14 protein-coding genes and 2 pseudogenes are annotated in these 16635 nt (G+C 70.7%); 11 read left to right on the top strand and 5 right to left on the bottom strand.

Annotated features, from left to right (window positions below; translation table 11 throughout):
• Positions 1-164: 164 nt before the first annotated feature.
• Positions 165-359: pseudogene (locus K4B79_RS41925) on the top strand (transposase); the annotation flags it as partial.
• A 111-nt stretch (positions 360-470) separates the two neighbouring features.
• Positions 471-1208, top strand: a complete 738-nt coding sequence (locus K4B79_RS41920; RefSeq protein WP_232032698.1) for a dienelactone hydrolase family protein — start codon at positions 471-473, stop codon at positions 1206-1208.
• A gap of 387 nt (positions 1209-1595) precedes the next feature.
• Here K4B79_RS41920 and K4B79_RS41915 read toward each other — a convergent pair whose 3' ends face one another.
• Complete coding sequence (locus K4B79_RS41915) at positions 1596-2753, bottom strand: AAA family ATPase (RefSeq protein ID WP_232032817.1); 1158 nt, start codon at positions 2751-2753, stop codon at positions 1596-1598.
• A gap of 211 nt (positions 2754-2964) precedes the next feature.
• Between K4B79_RS41915 and K4B79_RS48090 the strand changes: the two genes are divergently transcribed.
• Positions 2965-3096 carry a hypothetical protein gene (locus K4B79_RS48090; protein ID WP_269464601.1) on the top strand — a complete coding sequence of 44 codons (132 nt, stop codon included), beginning with the start codon at positions 2965-2967 and terminating at the stop codon, positions 3094-3096.
• A 126-nt stretch (positions 3097-3222) separates the two neighbouring features.
• Here the strand turns inward: K4B79_RS48090 and K4B79_RS41910 are convergent, their stop codons facing one another.
• Together K4B79_RS41910 and K4B79_RS41905 are read right to left on the bottom strand one after the other, a co-directional pair.
• Positions 3223-3516 (bottom strand): DUF1330 domain-containing protein, encoded by a 294-nt coding sequence (locus K4B79_RS41910; protein ID WP_232032697.1) that lies wholly within the window; start codon positions 3514-3516, stop codon positions 3223-3225.
• 33 nt (positions 3517-3549) lie between these two features.
• Positions 3550-4137: a hypothetical protein gene (locus K4B79_RS41905; RefSeq protein ID WP_232032696.1), complete on the bottom strand. Its 588-nt coding sequence runs from the start codon at positions 4135-4137 to the stop codon at positions 3550-3552.
• On the opposite strand from K4B79_RS41905, the gene K4B79_RS41900 reads away from it, so the two are divergent.
• The 3 genes from K4B79_RS41900 to K4B79_RS41890 all read left to right on the top strand — a co-directional run bounded on the left by K4B79_RS41900 (position 4094) and on the right by K4B79_RS41890 (position 7121).
• A complete protein-coding gene (locus tag K4B79_RS41900; protein WP_308280623.1) occupies positions 4094-4543 on the top strand; it encodes an alpha/beta fold hydrolase in 450 nt (149 codons plus the stop codon). The genes K4B79_RS41905 and K4B79_RS41900 overlap by 44 nt on opposite strands.
• Before the next feature lie 705 nt (positions 4544-5248).
• Complete coding sequence (locus tag K4B79_RS41895) at positions 5249-6109, top strand: NAD-dependent epimerase/dehydratase family protein (RefSeq protein ID WP_232032695.1); 861 nt, start codon at positions 5249-5251, stop codon at positions 6107-6109.
• A 133-nt stretch (positions 6110-6242) separates the two neighbouring features.
• On the top strand, positions 6243-7121 hold the full coding sequence (locus K4B79_RS41890) for a LysR family transcriptional regulator (protein ID WP_232032694.1): 879 nt from the start codon (positions 6243-6245) through the stop codon (positions 7119-7121).
• 311 nt (positions 7122-7432) lie between these two features.
• Here K4B79_RS41890 and K4B79_RS41885 read toward each other — a convergent pair whose 3' ends face one another.
• Positions 7433-8203, bottom strand: coding sequence for an SDR family NAD(P)-dependent oxidoreductase (locus K4B79_RS41885; RefSeq protein WP_232032693.1), 771 nt, complete (start codon positions 8201-8203; stop codon positions 7433-7435).
• 129 nt (positions 8204-8332) lie between these two features.
• On the opposite strand from K4B79_RS41885, the gene K4B79_RS41880 reads away from it, so the two are divergent.
• The 4 genes and pseudogenes from K4B79_RS41880 to K4B79_RS48775 all read left to right on the top strand — a co-directional run.
• Complete coding sequence (locus K4B79_RS41880; protein ID WP_232032692.1) at positions 8333-8971, top strand: TetR/AcrR family transcriptional regulator; 639 nt, start codon at positions 8333-8335, stop codon at positions 8969-8971.
• Positions 8972-9232: 261 nt separating this feature from the next.
• Positions 9233-13009, top strand: coding sequence for an nSTAND1 domain-containing NTPase (locus tag K4B79_RS41875; protein WP_232032691.1), 3777 nt, complete (start codon positions 9233-9235; stop codon positions 13007-13009).
• Positions 13010-13166: 157 nt separating this feature from the next.
• Positions 13167-14600, top strand: a complete 1434-nt coding sequence (locus K4B79_RS41870; RefSeq protein WP_232032690.1) for a polysaccharide deacetylase family protein — start codon at positions 13167-13169, stop codon at positions 14598-14600.
• A gap of 90 nt (positions 14601-14690) precedes the next feature.
• Positions 14691-14915, top strand: a pseudogene (locus K4B79_RS48775) (hypothetical protein); the annotation flags it as partial.
• A 295-nt stretch (positions 14916-15210) separates the two neighbouring features.
• Here K4B79_RS48775 and K4B79_RS41860 read toward each other — a convergent pair.
• The gene (locus tag K4B79_RS41860) at positions 15211-15903 is read right to left on the bottom strand and encodes a dioxygenase family protein (RefSeq protein ID WP_232032689.1); all 693 of its coding nucleotides are present in this window, start codon (positions 15901-15903) and stop codon (positions 15211-15213) included.
• Positions 15904-16349: 446 nt separating this feature from the next.
• Here K4B79_RS41860 and K4B79_RS41855 point away from each other — a divergent pair.
• Positions 16350-16635: response regulator (locus K4B79_RS41855; RefSeq protein WP_232032688.1), on the top strand; the 286-nt coding region annotated here is incomplete at its 3' end.

The raw sequence follows: 16635 nt of genomic DNA, 5'->3' as shown, positions 1-16635 counted from the left end.
CGATAATGGGATCAGCGCGGTGCGGCCGGGGAAGACACCCGGGGCAACACGTCCGCCCCGCACCGGCCGGTGAGGGACGGACGCATTCGGCGGGTCACTCGCACGCGAGGGCCCACCCCTGCTCGGGACTCCAGGTCTTCTCGCCGGAGGACGCGCCCTCCAAGCTGAACGTCGCCACCACGCGGAAGCCGTGGATCGTGTCGGACGAGCTGGGGGAACGTCTGGAGCCGCTGCTGGCGCAGCGTGTGCGCGGGTTCCGGTATGTGGGGCGCAAGCCCTTGCCGGACCGGGAAGTGCTGTGCGGGATCCTCTACGTGCTGCACACCGGCATCCAGTTGGAGTACCTGCCCCAGGAGCTGTGCTGTGACGGTTCTTGAGCCCTCGTCGTATTTCAGGGGGATACCCGCGCCGCTCTGCCAGCGGCAGAACAGCGGCCGGACCGGGGTCGACGATCACTACAGTCCAGTCTCATGACGACGATTACGACGCGTACGGTCGAGTACCCGGCCGATGGTCTGACGATGATCGGGCACCTTGCGCTCCCGGCCGGTGTCGACCGCCGGCCCGGGGTGCTGCTCGGACCAGAGGGCACGGGGCTCAGCGACGTCGAGCGCCGCCGGGCCGATGCTCTCGCCGAGCTGGGATACGTAGCGCTGGCCTTCGACCTCCACGGCGGGCGCTATTTGAGCGATCCCGAGGAGATGCTGGCCCGTTGCATGCCACTGCTTTCTGATCCCGACCGGATGCGGGGGATCGGCCATGCGGCACTCGACGTGTTGCGCAGCGAACCGCGGACCGATTCCGACCGGATCGCCACCGTCGGCTACGGTACCGGGGGTGCCATCGGGCTGGAACTCGGGCGCGACGGCGTCGACCTGCGCGCGATCGGGACGGTCAACGCAACTACCACGGGCCGACCGGGCGAGGCAGCGCGCATTCGCTGCCCGGTGTGGGCCGGGGTCGGGTCGGAAGACCCGATCATGCCGCCCGCGCAGCGGAACGCGTTCACCGCTGAGATGCAGGCCGCCGGCGTCGACTGGCGCCTCACGGTCTACGGCGGCGCCTTGCACGCCTTCCACCATCCGACGGTCGACCACCCCGTTCTCCCCGGCGTCGGCCACCACCTGCGGCACGCGCAGCGAGCCTGGCGCGACGTCGTCGACCTGCTCGCCGAGTGCCTGCCCGTGACGGAGGATCTGGGGGCATGACCCAGGCAAACATGCGGGCACCGGGCTTGGTCGGCGTCATGACTCGGACGCCTCAGTGCCTGTTCCTAGACCGGCTTGCTGGGTAGCTTCGGGTCCTACGCTGGCGTGGTGTCCGAGGGCGCCGGGACCGCCGTTTTACGCAAGCGGGGGGCCGCTGAGCTGAGCGGGGCCCGCAGCACCAAGTGCCCCGAGGGCGGGGCCGCTTGGGTAGCGGGGGCGGACCGGCGGTCGAACGCTGTCCACTGCTCGCGGCGGTGCGTCACGAGGGCCTGGAGGGCCCGGGGCCGTGCTCCGGCCTCGCGGTGGGTGGTGAATGCCATGCCCGAAGAGCTCCGGACGACCCCTCGACCCGGACCGCTCCAAGGCGCGTCATTTTGGACGGAATCACTAGATTCGCAGCCCTGACAAGGCGGCATCGGCGATGATCGCATCGGCCACCTGCTCGACGGTCTGCCCGTCGGTGTCGATGCGCAGATCACCGATCCCGGCATCTTCCAGGCCGGCGGCCGATGCCGCCGCCTGGTCGGCGACGTGGAGCAGGCGTGTGACGGACTGGCCCCGCAACGGGTCGCCCGGTTGGGCCCAACTGCCTCCTTGTCCACGGGACATGATGCGTTCTGTCAGGTACTGCCGTCCGGCGTGCAGTCGGCACAGCGTGAGCTCGACCGCGGGCATCGCGTCGGAGTACGCCTTGACCGTGGCCTCGTCCTCGACCGGGCCGGACATGATCAAGCACTGGGCCCCGGCCGCACGGTAAGTCCGCGACACGGCGGCCAGGTTGCGGGCCTTGAGCCGGTGGTTGGCGGGATCATCCGGAACCGGGCGGCAGAAGCCGAGCTGGTCGAGATCGAGATACGCGGCGGTGGTACCAGCGCCCAGGACTCTTTGGTAGACCTCGAAGCCGACCGTCGACTTGCCGACGCCGGTCGCGCCGCACAGCCACAGAACGGGAAGATCAACTGAAGGCTCCGCCTGCGCCAAGGCCGAGGTCCTGCCCGCAGGGGTGACCGCCAACGGCTCGGGCGCGTCAGCCGACCGGCCAAGAGCCGAGGCCGGCCATCCGCCGGTTCGCTCCCCCACACGCCGCGCCACCTCGTTCACCAGCAATCCGCTGGTGTCGACGCAGACATCCGCGAAGGTGCTCGCGTCCAGGGCGTCGGCTTCCCGCAGCACCTCGTCGACCAACTCGGCAGGACCTCCGCGACCGGTGAACCGCCGCCGAAGCACCTCCCGGTCGGCACGCAGGCGGCAGACTGTCACCGCGGCCTGCGGAATCTGGTCCACGTGCACTCCGCAGGCGGGATCGACGACACCCGAAACGATGAGACACCGGGCGCCGGCCGCCCGGAAACCGGCCACCACCGCATCAACGTTGCGTGCCTTCATACGGTGCCGACCTGGATCCCCCACAGGCTCGGGGTAGCAGATCCCCAACTGGTCAATGTCAACGAAACCGCTCTCGATCCCGGCTTGTACGAGGTGGGAATACATCTCCCAGGCGACCGTGGTCTTACCGACTCCTGGCGGACCGCAGAGCCACAGCACGGGGAACACAGCGTCCTTCACCAGCTTGCCGTCCGATCCGGGCGACGCGCCGTGAACTCCGGAAGCGCGGGTTCGATCACAGAGACCATGGCCCCGGATTCTCTCCATCGCGCACGTGCTTGTCGACAGATTTTGGCGCGCTAGCGGAACACCCCCACGAGGATCAGGAACAGGCACTCAAGCAGCGTGGACGGGTTCGGCAGATCGAGGCGTGGACGCGATGGGCTGGACGGCGGGCCGGGTGAGCCTGCGGATCATCAGCGTGATCGAGGCGAGCCCTGCCCGCGCCACCAACCTGCTCCGCGCCCTGCTCGTCCTGACGCACCTCGGACTCGACCGCTGACAGACGATCAAGACCGAAGACAGCCGCCCTCGACCAGCACGGGCATCCACGCCCCCGTCACACCAGCAGCCACACCAGCGAAGACCAAGGTGGCGGATCTTCAGTGGAGATCCGACCGGACCTCGGTCAGTCGATGCCTTCGACGATGCGGAAGTCGCGCTCGAAGCCGTCGGGGAGGGCCACCAGTGCCTGCTGATAGGCCTCGCTCTCGTATGCCGCGGCCGCCTGTTCGAAACTGTCGAACTCGATCAGGACGACGCGTTCGGCGATTCCGGCCTCGTGGGCGACGACTCGACCGAAATTGGACAGGACGCGCCCGCCTCCAGCCCGGACAGCCAGACCCGCCAGCTCGTTGTAGGCCGTCAGCTCCTCGGGGTCGGAAATGGTGGGGTAGACGCTGACCCAGTAACCCTTGGGCATGGAACCTCCAGTGTTGGGATGAGTACATCTGACTTATGGGGTGGTCTCGGACGAGCGTCGGCGGGCGAGAGCGAGACTCGTCAGTGTCGTGATCGCCATGGCGCCGATGCCGACCAGCGCCGCGGTGGTGTAGGCGCGGTCCTCGGGGAAGAGGTGGCCGGGGCCGGCGCCCGCGGCGAGGATCAGGCCGCCGATGGCGCTGCCCAGGGAGTACCCGACGCTGCGGACAACGTAGTTGAAGCTCATGGCGCTCGACGTCTCGCTCGTGGGGGTGGCGGCCAGGATGACGCCGGGCATCGCGGCCGAGAAGCCGCCGACGCCGAAGCCGAGTACGCCCATCGCCGCGAACAGTTCGGCCAGGTTCGACCGGGCCGCCGCGAACAGGGCGAACCCGCCGCCGACCACGACGGCGCTGCCGGCCAGGAGCAGGGGGTCGGTGATCCGCGTCCGCACCCGCGGCGTGAGCTTGCCGGCGACGAACCCCAGCACGGAGAACGGGATGAGGACCAGTCCGGCGACGAAGGTCGTCGGCCCGAAGCCGTAGCCGGCGCCGTGTGGCGTCTGCGCGTACCGGGTGATGAGCGTGAGCAGGAGGTACGTGCCGATCCCGCCGACGAACATGGCGAGGTTCGCCCCGGCGACCGCCGGGTGCCGCACCGCCCGCACATCGACCAGGGGCGTCGTGCCGCGCAGTTCGATGACGGCCCAGACACAGAGCAGTGCCACCGCGACGACGGCGAGGCCCGCCGCCACGGCGAGGTGCCGGCTCCACAGATTCCGTTCGCCGGCGAGGAACAGCACCAGGTCGCTGCCGGCCGTGCACCAGCCGCTCGCCGAGGCGGCGTGGCGCACGGTGCCCAGCACGTACGTCCTCTGTGAGGACGACGTCGCCATTCCCCTGTCCCTCCAGGAGGAAATGGCGAAGCACGCCCAGCGCGTCCGCCGCCTGCGCTCCTCGCACTCGCCGTTCCTCAGCCGCCCGGCGGAACTGGCTCGACTGCTCCGGGACGCAATCGCGCGGTCCTGATCGTTGCTGTCGACGGGACTGCCCGGGCACCGCGAACCCCGTGCCCACCTGCTGCGAAGAAGTCGTCACCCTGACGGACATCGAGATGCCGCCAGCCGTCCGCACGTTCATCGAGGCGACCAACAACGGCGACTCGGACGCCTTCGTGAACGCGTCCACTCCCGACGCCTGTCTCAACGACTGGGGGCGGGAGTTTCACGGACGAGACGGCGTGCGCAGCTGGAACACCAGACAACATCGGCGTACAGGCGCACTTCACGTTGAAGGGCGCGGAGAGGCCGGCCGAGGACACCTTCGTGGTGACGCCGACCGTGAGGCATCTCCGTACGCGGTGCCGCTCCCTGCCCGGATCGCTCTCGCCGGCCCGGCCCCGGCGCGTGAGCAGCCGAGTTGGGTGACCGTGACGAGGACACCGGCGGCCTGCGTGGAGGTGCCGAGAGCGCGCGCGATCACGGCCAGGAGGGGCTGGGCGTAGTACAAGTTGGCGGCGACCGCACCGGTGGCCACCGCCAGCGGCAGAGTCATGGCGTCGCTGATGCCTGACGGACATGAGCGGCCTGCGGGTCGTTCGCGCGGCGCGCAGCCGGCTCCGCTTGATGCCCTTCGGGTATCAGAGGCGCCGGAAGAGGTCTTGGACGCGGGTCCGCCCCCGGACGCAGGCTGGTCAGCGAAGTCGGCAGCCCACGAATGACAGGAGCCACGACCATGAAGATCTTTCTCACCGGCGGATCCGGATACATCGGCAAGGCCACGATCGGCGCCCTGGTCCGGCACGGGCACACCGTGGAGGCGCTGGCTCGCAACGACCGCGCCGCCGAGACCGTCGGCTCCCTCGGGGCGACGCCGGTACGGGGCGGGTTGGGGGATCTGGGCGTGCTGAACGCGGCCGCGGCCCGCGCGGAAGCGGTCGTCCACCTGGCGCAGGCCGAGAGCGGTGACGAGGACCTCGCGGCCGCCGCCGCCATGCAGGACGGCATCGGCACCGGCACCTATGTGCACACCGGCGGCACCTGGGTCTACGGCGACACCGGCGGGGTCGTGGACGAGACCGCGCCCTGGAACCCGCCGTCCCTGGTCGCCTGGCGCAAGCCCGTCGAGGAGGCCGTCCTGCGGCGCGCACAGCAGGGCGGCCGGCCCGTCGTGGTGCAGCCCGGTCTGCTGTACGGCGGGGATAACCGCCTGATCGACATCTTCTACGGCACTCCGGGGAAGGAGGCGGGAGCCGTCCCCTGCATCGGCGACGGGGCGAACCACTGGGCGCTGGTACACATCGACGACCTCGCGGAGCTGTACGTCGCCGCCCTGAAGGCGAAGCCCGGTTCGGTGTACGTGGGCGTGGGCGGGGTGAACCCGACCGCCAAGGAGTGCTCGCTGGCCGTCGCACGGGCCGTCGGCCTCGACGGCAAGGTCGTCTCCCTCACACTGGAGCAGGCTCGCGAGCAGATGGGCCCGATCGCGGACGCGTTCGCCCTGGACCAGCAGCTCACTCCGGCGCGTGCCGGGGCCGAGCTGGGGTGGATCCCCGCGCACACCGACCCGCTGGCCGTGCTCGCCGAGGGCGAGTGACGCGGGTGGGGAGCGGGCGGCGTCGGCCGTGACGGCTGGTGGTGGCCAGAACGGTAGATTTGTGGCCAACTGCCCCGTCCGCCCCAGGGCCGCCAGGGGCGACGAAGTCGGAGAAAGTGAGCGGTGAGTTCGGGTGGATCTTGACCTGCGAAAGCTCCGGTACTTCGTTGCGGTGGCCGAGGAACTTCATTTCGGACGCGCGGCGGAGCGGTTGCACATCGCGCAGCCGGTGCTGTCCCGGCAGATCCGGAGCCTGGAGGACGACCTGGGCATCGACGTCTTCGACCGAGACCGACGCGGCACACTGCTCACTCCGGCCGGGAAGCAACTGCTGGAGGACGCCGTCCCGCTGCTCGCCTCGGCACAGGCGCTGCTGCGACGGGCGAAGGCGGCGGCGCAGGGCACACCCACGCTGACCGTCGGCTTCATGCCGGGCATCACGGTCACCCCGGCCCTGGCCGTCTTCTCCACGCTCCGGCCCGGCGTCAACGTACGTCTGTTGCGCACCAGTTGGAACGACCAGGTGGAGGTGCTGCTGGACGGCCGCGCCGACATCGGCGTCGTACGGCTGCCCATCGACCAGTACGGCCTTCAGGTGCGGCCCCTGTTCAAGGAGCCCCGGGTCGTCATGCTGCCGGTGGGGCACCGTCTGGCGGACCGTGCGTCGGTGACCGTGCACGACCTCGCCTGCGAGCATCTGCTCCAGGACCCGGACGCCGTACCCGAATGGCGGGACGTGGCCCTGGAGTTGCGTGACCGGCGACGCCCCGAGGTACCGCCGATCCACCAGGTCGAGGAGAAGCTGGAGCTGGTCGCCTCCGGCGCCGGCATCTGCGTACTGCCCTTGTCCACCGCCACCTTCTACACCCGTCCCGATGTGATCCCCCTGCCGGTGGAGGACATCGGCCCCAACGAGGTGGCGCTGGCGTGGGTGGCGTCCCGACGCTCCCCGCTCGTCCACGACTTCGCCGAGGCCGCGGAGGAGACCCTGGGCCGGCCTCGGTCCGGGTGACGCCCGGGAACGCCGAGGACGCACACGCCATACGTCCCGTCGGGACGCCGCCGAGTCACGAAGTCCCCGCGGCAGGAGAGCCTGCCATGACCACGGACGCGGAGAGGTCGCATCAGCACCGGCTCACACGGTCGGTCGCCGGCAGTGCAGGCGCATCCGCGGCTCGCGCGGACCGACGGTCGCCGCACAGATGGGGCGGACCGGCGCCGGCCGACCCTCGACGCCCCTAGGCCCCTACGCCCCTACGCCCCTACGCCCCTACGCCCCTACGAGCACGGCGGACCCGGCGAGATCCCGGATCCGCCGACCTCCTATGCCGTGATGACGGCAACCCCCGTCCGACCGCCGTCCACGTCCACCACGGTCCCGTGCACGAAGGCCGCCTCGTCGCTGGCCAGCCAGACCGCGGCGTGTGCGATGGCGTCCGGTGTGCCGGCGTCGCCGGCCGGGGTGCCCTTCATCATGATCCGGCCGGGGTGGGGCTCATCACTCTCCGGGCCCGGAGGCAGGATGACGCCCGGCGATACGGCGTTCACCCGCACCCCCCTCGGGCCGAACTCCGCGGCCCACGCCCGGGTGAGCGTCTCCATGGCCCCCTTGGTGGAGCTGTAGAGCGCGGCGACCGGGACGGCCATGCGCGCGATCCACGAGCCGAGGTTGATGATCACTCCGCCGCCCGCCTCGGTCATGCAGGGCACGACGGCGGCGGTGAGGAAGAACGGTGCCTTGACGTTCACGGCGTAGACCTGGTCGAACGTCTGCTCGTCGGTGTCGACGGTGCTGGACGCCGGGTAGATGCCGGCGTTGTTGACCAGAATGTCGATCCGCCCGCCCAGGGTGTCCCCGGCCCGCTCGGCCAGGTCCCGGGAAGCCTCGGCACTGCCGTCGAGGTCCGCCTCCAGGAAGTCGGCCCGGCCACCGGCTGCCCGGATGCCCTCGACGACGCGTGCACCCCGCTCCCGATTGCGCCCGGACACGATCACGTGGGCCCCCTCGGCGGCGAACGCCTCGGCGATCGCCTGCCCGATGTTGCTGGTCGATCCCGTGATCAACGCCGTCTTGTTCCGCAGTCGTTCACTCATGACGCGCTCTCCCTTGTCTCGCGGTGTGCGGCAACGCGGACAACTGTGCGCCGCAGAAAATGGACCAGCAAGTCCAGAATGGAGTTAGGGTGGAGCCGTCAACCCATCGACCGGAGGGCGGGAGGCCCGATGCCGCAGACACCAACCGCGAAGGGCCGCGCCACACGGGCCCGCATCATCGAGGGAGCGGCCGAGGTACTGCGCGAGCGGGGCGTCGCCTTCACGACGCTCGACGACATCCGCGGCCGCACCGGCACCAGCAAGAGCCAGCTGTTCCACTACTTCCCCGACGGCAAGGACGAACTACTGCTGGCGGTGGCCCAGTTCGAGGCCGATCGCGTCCTGGAGGACCAGCAGCCGCATCTGGGGCGGCTGGACTCCTGGGAGTCGTGGCAGCAATGGCGGGACGCCGTGGTGGAACGCTATGAACGCCAGGGTGACGAGTGCGCCCTGGGGGCCCTCTTCCTCCAGGTCGGGCGGGCCCGCCCGGGTGCGCGGGCGATCGTGGCGGAGCTGATGCGCCAATGGCAGGGACAACTCGCCGCCGGCATCCGCGCCCTCCAGGCGAACGGCCTGGTGCCGTCATCGGCCCTCGACGTGGACCGGACCGCCGCCTCTCTGCTGGCGGGCGTCCAGGGCGGTGTGGCGATCATGATGTCCACAGGCGACGCGACCCACCTCAAGGCGGCACTGGACACAGGCATCGAGCATCTGCGCGCGATGGCGGGGGCGCCGGGAACGGCGACGACGGAACGAAACTGTCCCTGACCGTGAAGGTGTCGTACGGCAGCGGCCGCACCTGGAAACCCGCCACCGTGCACACCGCTACGAACGGCAGGCGGTACCTGACCCTCGCCCACCCGGCCTGGCCCACCACCCCGAACGGCGGCGCAACGCCCGCCGGCCAGATGCAAGATCAACTGCGATCCCCGTAGGCAGTCTCACAGCTCGGGCAGGATTGCGAGGGGATGGGCGAAAACATAGCTTGTACGCCTGTTGTTCGGGTTGACGCATGTGAAAGGTGTCCCGGTGGGGCGACGTGAGAAGCCGGTCGACGCCGACGCCGGTCCCGTCCAGCGGTTCGCGCACGATCTGCGGGTTCTTCGGGAGAGGGCCGGTAAGCCACCGTACCGGGAGATGGCCGAACGGGCGGGCTACTCCATCACCGCGATGTCCCAGGCCGCCGCCGGTGACCAGCTGCCGTCCCTGGCGGTGGCGCGGGTGTACGCCGAGGCGCTGGACGCCGACCCGGACGAGTGGGAACGGCGCTGGCGGGAGGCGGACGCCGAGGTCCGGGTGCCCGCGCCGGACGAGAGGCCGCCGTACCGGGGACTGGCCCGTTTCGAGCCGGACGACAGCGATCTGTTCTTCGGCCGGGAGCCGCTCGTCTCCGAACTGGTGGAGCTGGTGCGTGAGCACCGGTTCGCGGCCGTGTTCGGGCCGTCCGGCAGCGGCAAGTCGTCGCTGCTGCGGGCGGGACTGATTCCGGGGCTGCGGCAGGCGGCGGACGCGCAGCGGCCGGCGGTGATTCGCGTGCTGACCCCTGGGGATCGGCCCGCGCGCACGCACGAGAAGGCACTCGTCCCGCTCGAGGACGGGGAGACCTGGGTGATCGTCGATCAGTTCGAGGAGCTGTTCACACTCTGCGGGGAGCGCGCGGAACGCGACCGGTTCCTGGATCTGCTGCTTTCGGCCCGTCGGCCGGAGAGCCGGCTGCGGGTGGTGATCGCGGTGCGCGGTGACTTCTACGGCCATTGCGCCGACCACCGCGGGCTCGCCGCGGCCGTCTCCCGGGCCGCGCTGCTGGTCCCGCCGCTGAGCCGGGAGGAGCTGCGCGAGGTGATCACCGGACCGGCCGCCTCCGCCGGCCTGAACGTGGAGCGCGCTCTCACCGCCCGGATCATCGACGAGGTCGTCGACCGGCCGGGTGCGCTGCCCATGCTCTCCCACGCCCTGCTGGAGACGTGGCGCCGCCGCCGGGGACGGCTGCTGATCCTGGCCGCGTACGAGGAGACGGGGGGCGTGCGCGGTGCGATCGCCGCCACCGCCGAGGAGGTGTACGGAGGGCTGTCGGCGGAGCAGAGCCGTGCCGCTCGGCGCATCCTGCTGCGGCTGATCGCGCCCGGGGACGGCACGGCCGACACGCGCCGTCCGGCGTCCCGCGCCGAACTCGGCAGCGGTGCACGGGATGTGCTGGATGTGCTGGAACGTCTCGCCGCCGCTCGGCTGGTCACCCTGGACGGCGACACGGTGGAGCTCGCACACGAGGCGCTGATCACCGGCTGGCCACGCCTCGCCGGGTGGATCGAGGAGGGCCGGGACCGACTGCGTGCGCAGCGCCGGCTCGGCGAGGCGGCTCGTGGCTGGGAGGAGCTAGGGCGCGACCCCGGAGCCCTGTATCGGGGCACGCGGCTGGACCGGGCCGAGGAGCTGTTCGCCCGGCAGGAGAACCCGGGGGACGACCGGCTGAAGCCGTCGGACAACGATCTTGAGCCGTCGGACGACGATCTCACCGGCCTGGAGCGGTCCTTCCTCACCGCTTCCCTCACGGCCCGCAAGACGGAGCGGGAGGCCGAGACCCGCACCGCGCGTCGGACGCGTTCCCTGGCTGTCGGTCTGTCCGTGTTCCTCGTCCTCGCCCTGGCCGCCGGCCTGGTGGCCTGGCAGCGCGACCGGGTGAGCGAGGCGGAGGCCGCCAAGGCCGCCGCCCGGCGTCTGGCCACGGTGGCCGACAGTCTGCGTTCGACCGATCCGCGCACCGCCGCCCTGCTCGGGGTCGCCGCGTGGCGGACCGCCCCGCTCACCGAGTCCCGCTCGGCGCTGCTGGGCGCCTTGGCGCAGCCGGACCGCGATGCCTTCACCGACCCCCGGACCGGAAAGAACGTCCGGCGTTTCCTCACCGACGGCGGCCGGACCCTGCTCAGCGTCGACGGCACCACGGTGACCTCCCGGAACGTGACCGCCCGCAGGCTCACCGCCACCTACCACCTGCCGAGCGGGACGGAGGTGGGCGACGTCGGTCCCGGGTCCCGGTTCCTCGACGTCCTCGGGCCGGACGGAGGCGAACAGCTGTGGAACCTCCCTCTGGGCAGGTCCGCGGCCGAACTGGGCGAAGCCTCGTTGCGGGGCGGCACGCCCGACGGCAGCGCGTATCTCACCGGGCCGACGGACGGCCCGGGCACGGTGCGGCTGCACCGGACGGACGACCGCGGGGTCATCTTCAGCACCCGCGTCGCGCGCACCCTCGCTTCGGCGGCCGTCGGCCCCGGCGGACGTCTGCTCGCCCTCTGTCCCGCCGAAGGGCGGCTCCAGTTGTGGGACACCGCCGCGGCCAAGCGACTGCCGGGAGCCTGGGAGAAGGCGGACAAGACCCTGTGCGGCACCGGCTCCGGCGCGGACGACGGCTCGCGTCTGCTGCGCTTCAGTGCGGACGGCAGGCGGCTGGCCGCCGTCTACGGCACGCGGGCCATGATCTGGGACGTGCGCGGCGGGCGCGCGCTCGCCGACTTCGCCAGTGGCGGGGTCACCGGCTTCACACAGGCCGCCCTCTCCCCCGACGGCGAGTTCCTGGCCACGGCGGACGACCACGAACTCGCCGTATGGCGACTGGCCACCGGTGGTACCCAGGTCTTCCGCCGCCCGCTCTCCAAGGATCAGGCCACGGCACTGACCTGGGACCCGGGCGAGCCTCGTCTCCTGCGCTACCTCGACGGCGCCACGGTCCGCACCTTCGACCTGACCGACCACCTCACCCCGCGGTGGCAGAGCACTCCGGCCGACGCGAGCCTGCTCAGTCCGGACGGCACCGCACTGGCCACCGTCACCCGGTCCGGCGGCGGATACCGTCTCGAACTGCGCTCCACGCGCACCGGTGGCGTCCTGGCCCGCGCGCAGCTCGGCGCACTGCCGAGCATGTCCGACGAGAACGTCCCCCGCCTCGCCTTCAGCCCGGACGGCGGCATGCTGGCCGTCGCCGACACCGTGTCCTCGCACGGTTCACTGCGGCTGCGCTCCACCGTGTGGGATGTACGGACGCACCGGGTCCGTACATCCTTCGGCATCTTCGGCGCGGCCGACCGCCCGGCCGTGGCCCTCGCCCTGGGGCCCGGCGGCCGCACGCTGCTGGCCGTCCGCGCCGTCGCCGACAACTACACGACGGAAGTCTGGGACACCCGCGGCCAGCGGACGGCCAGGACCGTACGTGGCCTCTCCGGCGAGGAGCTGGTCGTACGGCCGGACGGGGGTCTGCTGGTGAGCTCGGACGACCAGTACGCCGATCCGGGAACCGGACACGTCACCGGGCGCGCGCTCGCCGACGGCCGGCAGGTCACCGCGCTGGCGTTCAGCCCCGACGGCACCCGGCTCGCCGTCGGTGACTCCACCGGGCACGTCACGCTGTGGGACGGCGAGGTCCGTCACCGTACGGGTGCGCTGACCGGTACCTCCGACACGGCCTCCCAGGGCGAGCCGGAGGCGGTGGGGGCGCTCGCCTTCTCCCCCGACGGCGGCACGCTGGCCGTGGGCGGCACGAACGGGACCCTGCGGCTGTGGGACACCGAGGGACAGCAGCTCCTCGGGACGGACCTGCCCACGTCCGGCGACGAGGTCCGCTCCCTCGCCTTCGCCGAGGACGGCGGCACGGTCTACGCCGGCGGCCCCCACGTACCGCTCCAGCGTCTGTCCATCGCACCGGACCAGGCCGTCCGCACCATCTGCGCCCGTACCGGCGGCGGACTGACCGAGGCGCAGTGGCGGACCTACGTCCCTGACGCGCCGTACGAGAACGTGTGCGCCACAAGCGGATGAAGCTGCCGAAAACGGAATAAGTGTTTCGCGATCGAGTTTTTCAGGGCGACGTTGTGCGTCGCTGAAAAACGCCTCTGACCTGGACGATCAGTAACCAGAACGACCGCGGCGTCCCGTCTGCGGCGTCCGGACATCCCTTCAGTCAGGTTCTGGTCTCATGCGCACTCACACCCTCGTCCCCTCGCTCCTTCTGCTCGGCGCCTTCTCCTGCACGGCCGCCTGCTCGTCCGGATCGGACGGCTCATCGGGTACGGCATCCGACGCCCGACCCGGCGCCGCCCCCACCCCGTCACCGGTCCGCGGCGTCGATCCGTCGAAGATCAAGGGACTGGAGATCGTCAGCGACAGCAGCGAGCAGAGCTCCTGCCCCTTCGCGACGAGCTATCCGAACGTGCCCGGAGCGGAGGCCATGACGGCCGCGATGAAGAAGGACGTGGACGAACGCCTGGCCGACTTCCGCTCGGGGGCGTGCGAGGGCGGCGGGAACAGCCTCGAACTCAACGTCAGCCATCAGTTCCTGGTCGCCTCCGGCGACGTCCTCGGCGTCCGGCTCAGCACCCAGGACCACAGTGGCGCCGGGTCCGGGCTGTCGACCAGGACGTACTGGTACGACGGCAAGGCCGGCGCATACCGCACGCCTCTCGGCCTCGTCGCCGACGGCTCCCAGGACGCCTTCATCGCCGCGTTGAAGGATCAGCTCAAGGGGCGCGAAGGCATCGACGCCACCGCGCTCGACTCGACGCTCTCCGACCCGGCCTCCCGCACTGCCGCCCTGGACGACATGGTCTTCACGACCGACGGTGGACTGCGCGTCACCTTCGACCGCGGCGAGGTGGGTGTCCCGCCCGCCGGAACGTACATGGTGGCCTTCCCCAAGGAGACGATCACCCCCTGGCTGTCCGCGTTCGGACAGCGTGTCCAGCAGCAGACCATGACGCCCAGCCGTTCCCTCGACCTGGGCGCGGCGCCTGTCCCCGCACCGGCCGTGCCCACCCACACCGCTTCCGGCGACGACGACACCGACTGCAAGAAGGTCACGTGTATCGCGCTGACCTTCGACGACGGGCCGGCGGCACCGGAGACCGCGACCCTGCTGACCTCCCTGGCGCAGTACAGGGCGCGCGCCACCTTCTTCACCGTCGGCCAGAACGTCGCCGCCCACCCCGAGCTGGTCCGTGCCGAGGCCCGCGCCGGACACGAGGTCGGCAACCACTCCTGGAACCACCCCGATCTCACCAAGCTCACCCCCAGCCAGATCGCCTCCCAGCTCAACCGCACCAGCGCCGCCATCAAGGCCGCCACCGGCAAGGCCCCCACTCTCTTCCGCCCGCCCTACGGCGCGATCAACGCCCAGGTGAAATCCGCCACCACGCTCTCGCCCGTGCTGTGGGACGTGGACACCGAGGACTGGAAGTACCGCGACGAAGACAAGGTGGCCCGGACCGTCATCGCCAAGGCACAGCGCAACGACGTCGTCCTCATGCACGACATCCACCCCACCTCGGTCGCCGCGGTCCCACAGATCCTGCGCACCCTGACCGACCGCGGCTACCACTTCGTCACCGTCAGCCACCTGCGCGCCAGCCTCTGATCGCACTCGACCTCCTCGGTACCGTCCACCACCGGCTCGGACGTCACGGCGACGCGGTGGAGTACTGCCGGCATGCGCTCACCACACATGCGACGGCACGGGCTCCGCTTGAAGCAAGCCCTGCTCGGCAGGTCCCGTGGCGGGCTGACCAGCAAGATTCACCTCCCCGCTGACCGCAAACGCCGGCCGCTGGCGTTCGTCCTGACCGCCGGGCGGAAACGCACTATCAAGGCGGTGGTCCCGGAGAAGAAGGACCAGACTGCCAACCGCAGGAAGAAGAGCAGCACAGGAGGTAGATCCGTCAGCCACGACGCGGCGAGACCTCCTGACAGAGCACCACCACGTGTGACGGCTGGGTCGCCTCGTCCCCCTCGATGGCGATGAGGTTATCGGTCGTGGCATGAACGATTCCGATACTTCCCGTCACCCCGAAGCCGACGTTCACAGGCGCGCTGTCCACCAGGCGTACGTCGGCGGTCGGCCGGCAGGCGCGGCGTGGCCGCTCGGGGTCACTGCTTCCAGAAGCCTTCAAGGACGTACGGGTCCTTGACCTCGTCGAAGCCGATGGGGCGGAGTACGTAGTCACAGGTGAGGGTCCGGTATGGGCCGGTCAGACCCCGTGCCACCCACTCGGCGGGTCGTCGTGCAGCTCGGTCCCGTGGATCAAATCCCGCGCGATCGCCCCCTCGCTGACGGTGTCGACGAGCGGATCGCCCTCGAAGTGGATCTGGTGGGTGAGCAGGTGATGGGCGTCGTGGGAGACGTACGCGTGGATGTGCCTCGCGCGCGAGGTGGCCCGGCCCAGCATGTGCAGGAGGTCGTCGAGCACACTGCCCGGCACCGCCGCGGGCTCCACGCCCGGTACGACGGTCCGGTACTCGTAGCGACCCTCGGTATCCGCGACGATCCTGCCTCGCAGGTGGAACTTCGGCAGGTCGAAGTCGACGAGGTCGAGGCCTTCCAAGGGTCCCGCCTGCTCGGGCGTCAGACCGGCGTACCTGCCGTCGGCGGTGGTCTGCCAGAGATCGATCACCGCACCGGGCAGCGGCTTGCCCGAGGTCGAACGTACGACGCCGGAGACGATCAGGGGCTCCCCCGGCTCGTCCGGCGCCATCGGCAGCACGCCGGGGTTCTCGATCTCCGGCGCCCCCGGCACATAGGCGGGCCCGGTCGCCATCCATGGGGAGGCACCGTCCTTCTCCGGGTTGGCGTAGGCCCTGCCGTAACTGACCTCCGTCGTGCGAACGGCGAAGAGAACGGTCGCCGCCAGCATGAAGTCCCCCGACTCGACCAGCTTCGTCACGTAGGTGATGGCCCGGCCCAGCTCCCCGTGCGTGATGCCGTGCCTGATCGCGATGTCCCCAAACGCCTTCTGGAGTGCTGCCCCACATGCGCGCCCAGCGCCGTGGCCGCGTGGTCAACGTCTCCTCGGTTGTCGGTCTGATCCCAGCCCAGCCCCCTTCAGTTCGAACACGTCACCTTCGACCTGCCGCACGGCACCTTTCACGGTTGCAGGGTGGTGATCCCGATGGTCGGCCGACGCTCGTCCTGCACGGCTTCCCGGACCATCCGTCGGGGAGAGCAGTCCTGGACCACACTCGTGGACCCGGAGGGCAACGAGTTCTGCGTGCTCGGCTCACGGCGGAGCCGACCGGAGCGAAGCAGGGCGACGACCATACGATGGCTGAAAGGCGGCGCAGCACCGAGCCGGCGCCGACCGGTGATCCGATCACTCGGGGTGGGAGACGTATGGCACAGGCCGCGGACGCTGCGCGGACGGTCATCCTGACCGTGGACGACGACCCGGGAGTCTCCCGTGCCGTCGCCCGCGACCTGCGGCGCCGCTACGGCGAGTCGTACCGGATCGTGCGCGCGGAGTCCGGCGAGTCCGCCCTGGAGGCCCTGCGCGAGCTGAAGCTGCGCGGTGATCTGGTCGCGGTGATCCTGGCCGACTACCGGATGCCCCAGATGAACGGCATCGAGTTCCTCGAACAGGCCCTGGACGTGTATCCGGGCGCCCGGCGCGTGCTGCTGA

It is taken from the genome of Streptomyces lincolnensis (assembly GCF_021173675.1).
Classification (GTDB): domain Bacteria; phylum Actinomycetota; class Actinomycetes; order Streptomycetales; family Streptomycetaceae; genus Streptomyces; species Streptomyces lincolnensis_B.
Note: the sequence above shows the minus strand (reverse complement) of the source record. Positions and strands in the feature narration are given on the sequence as shown.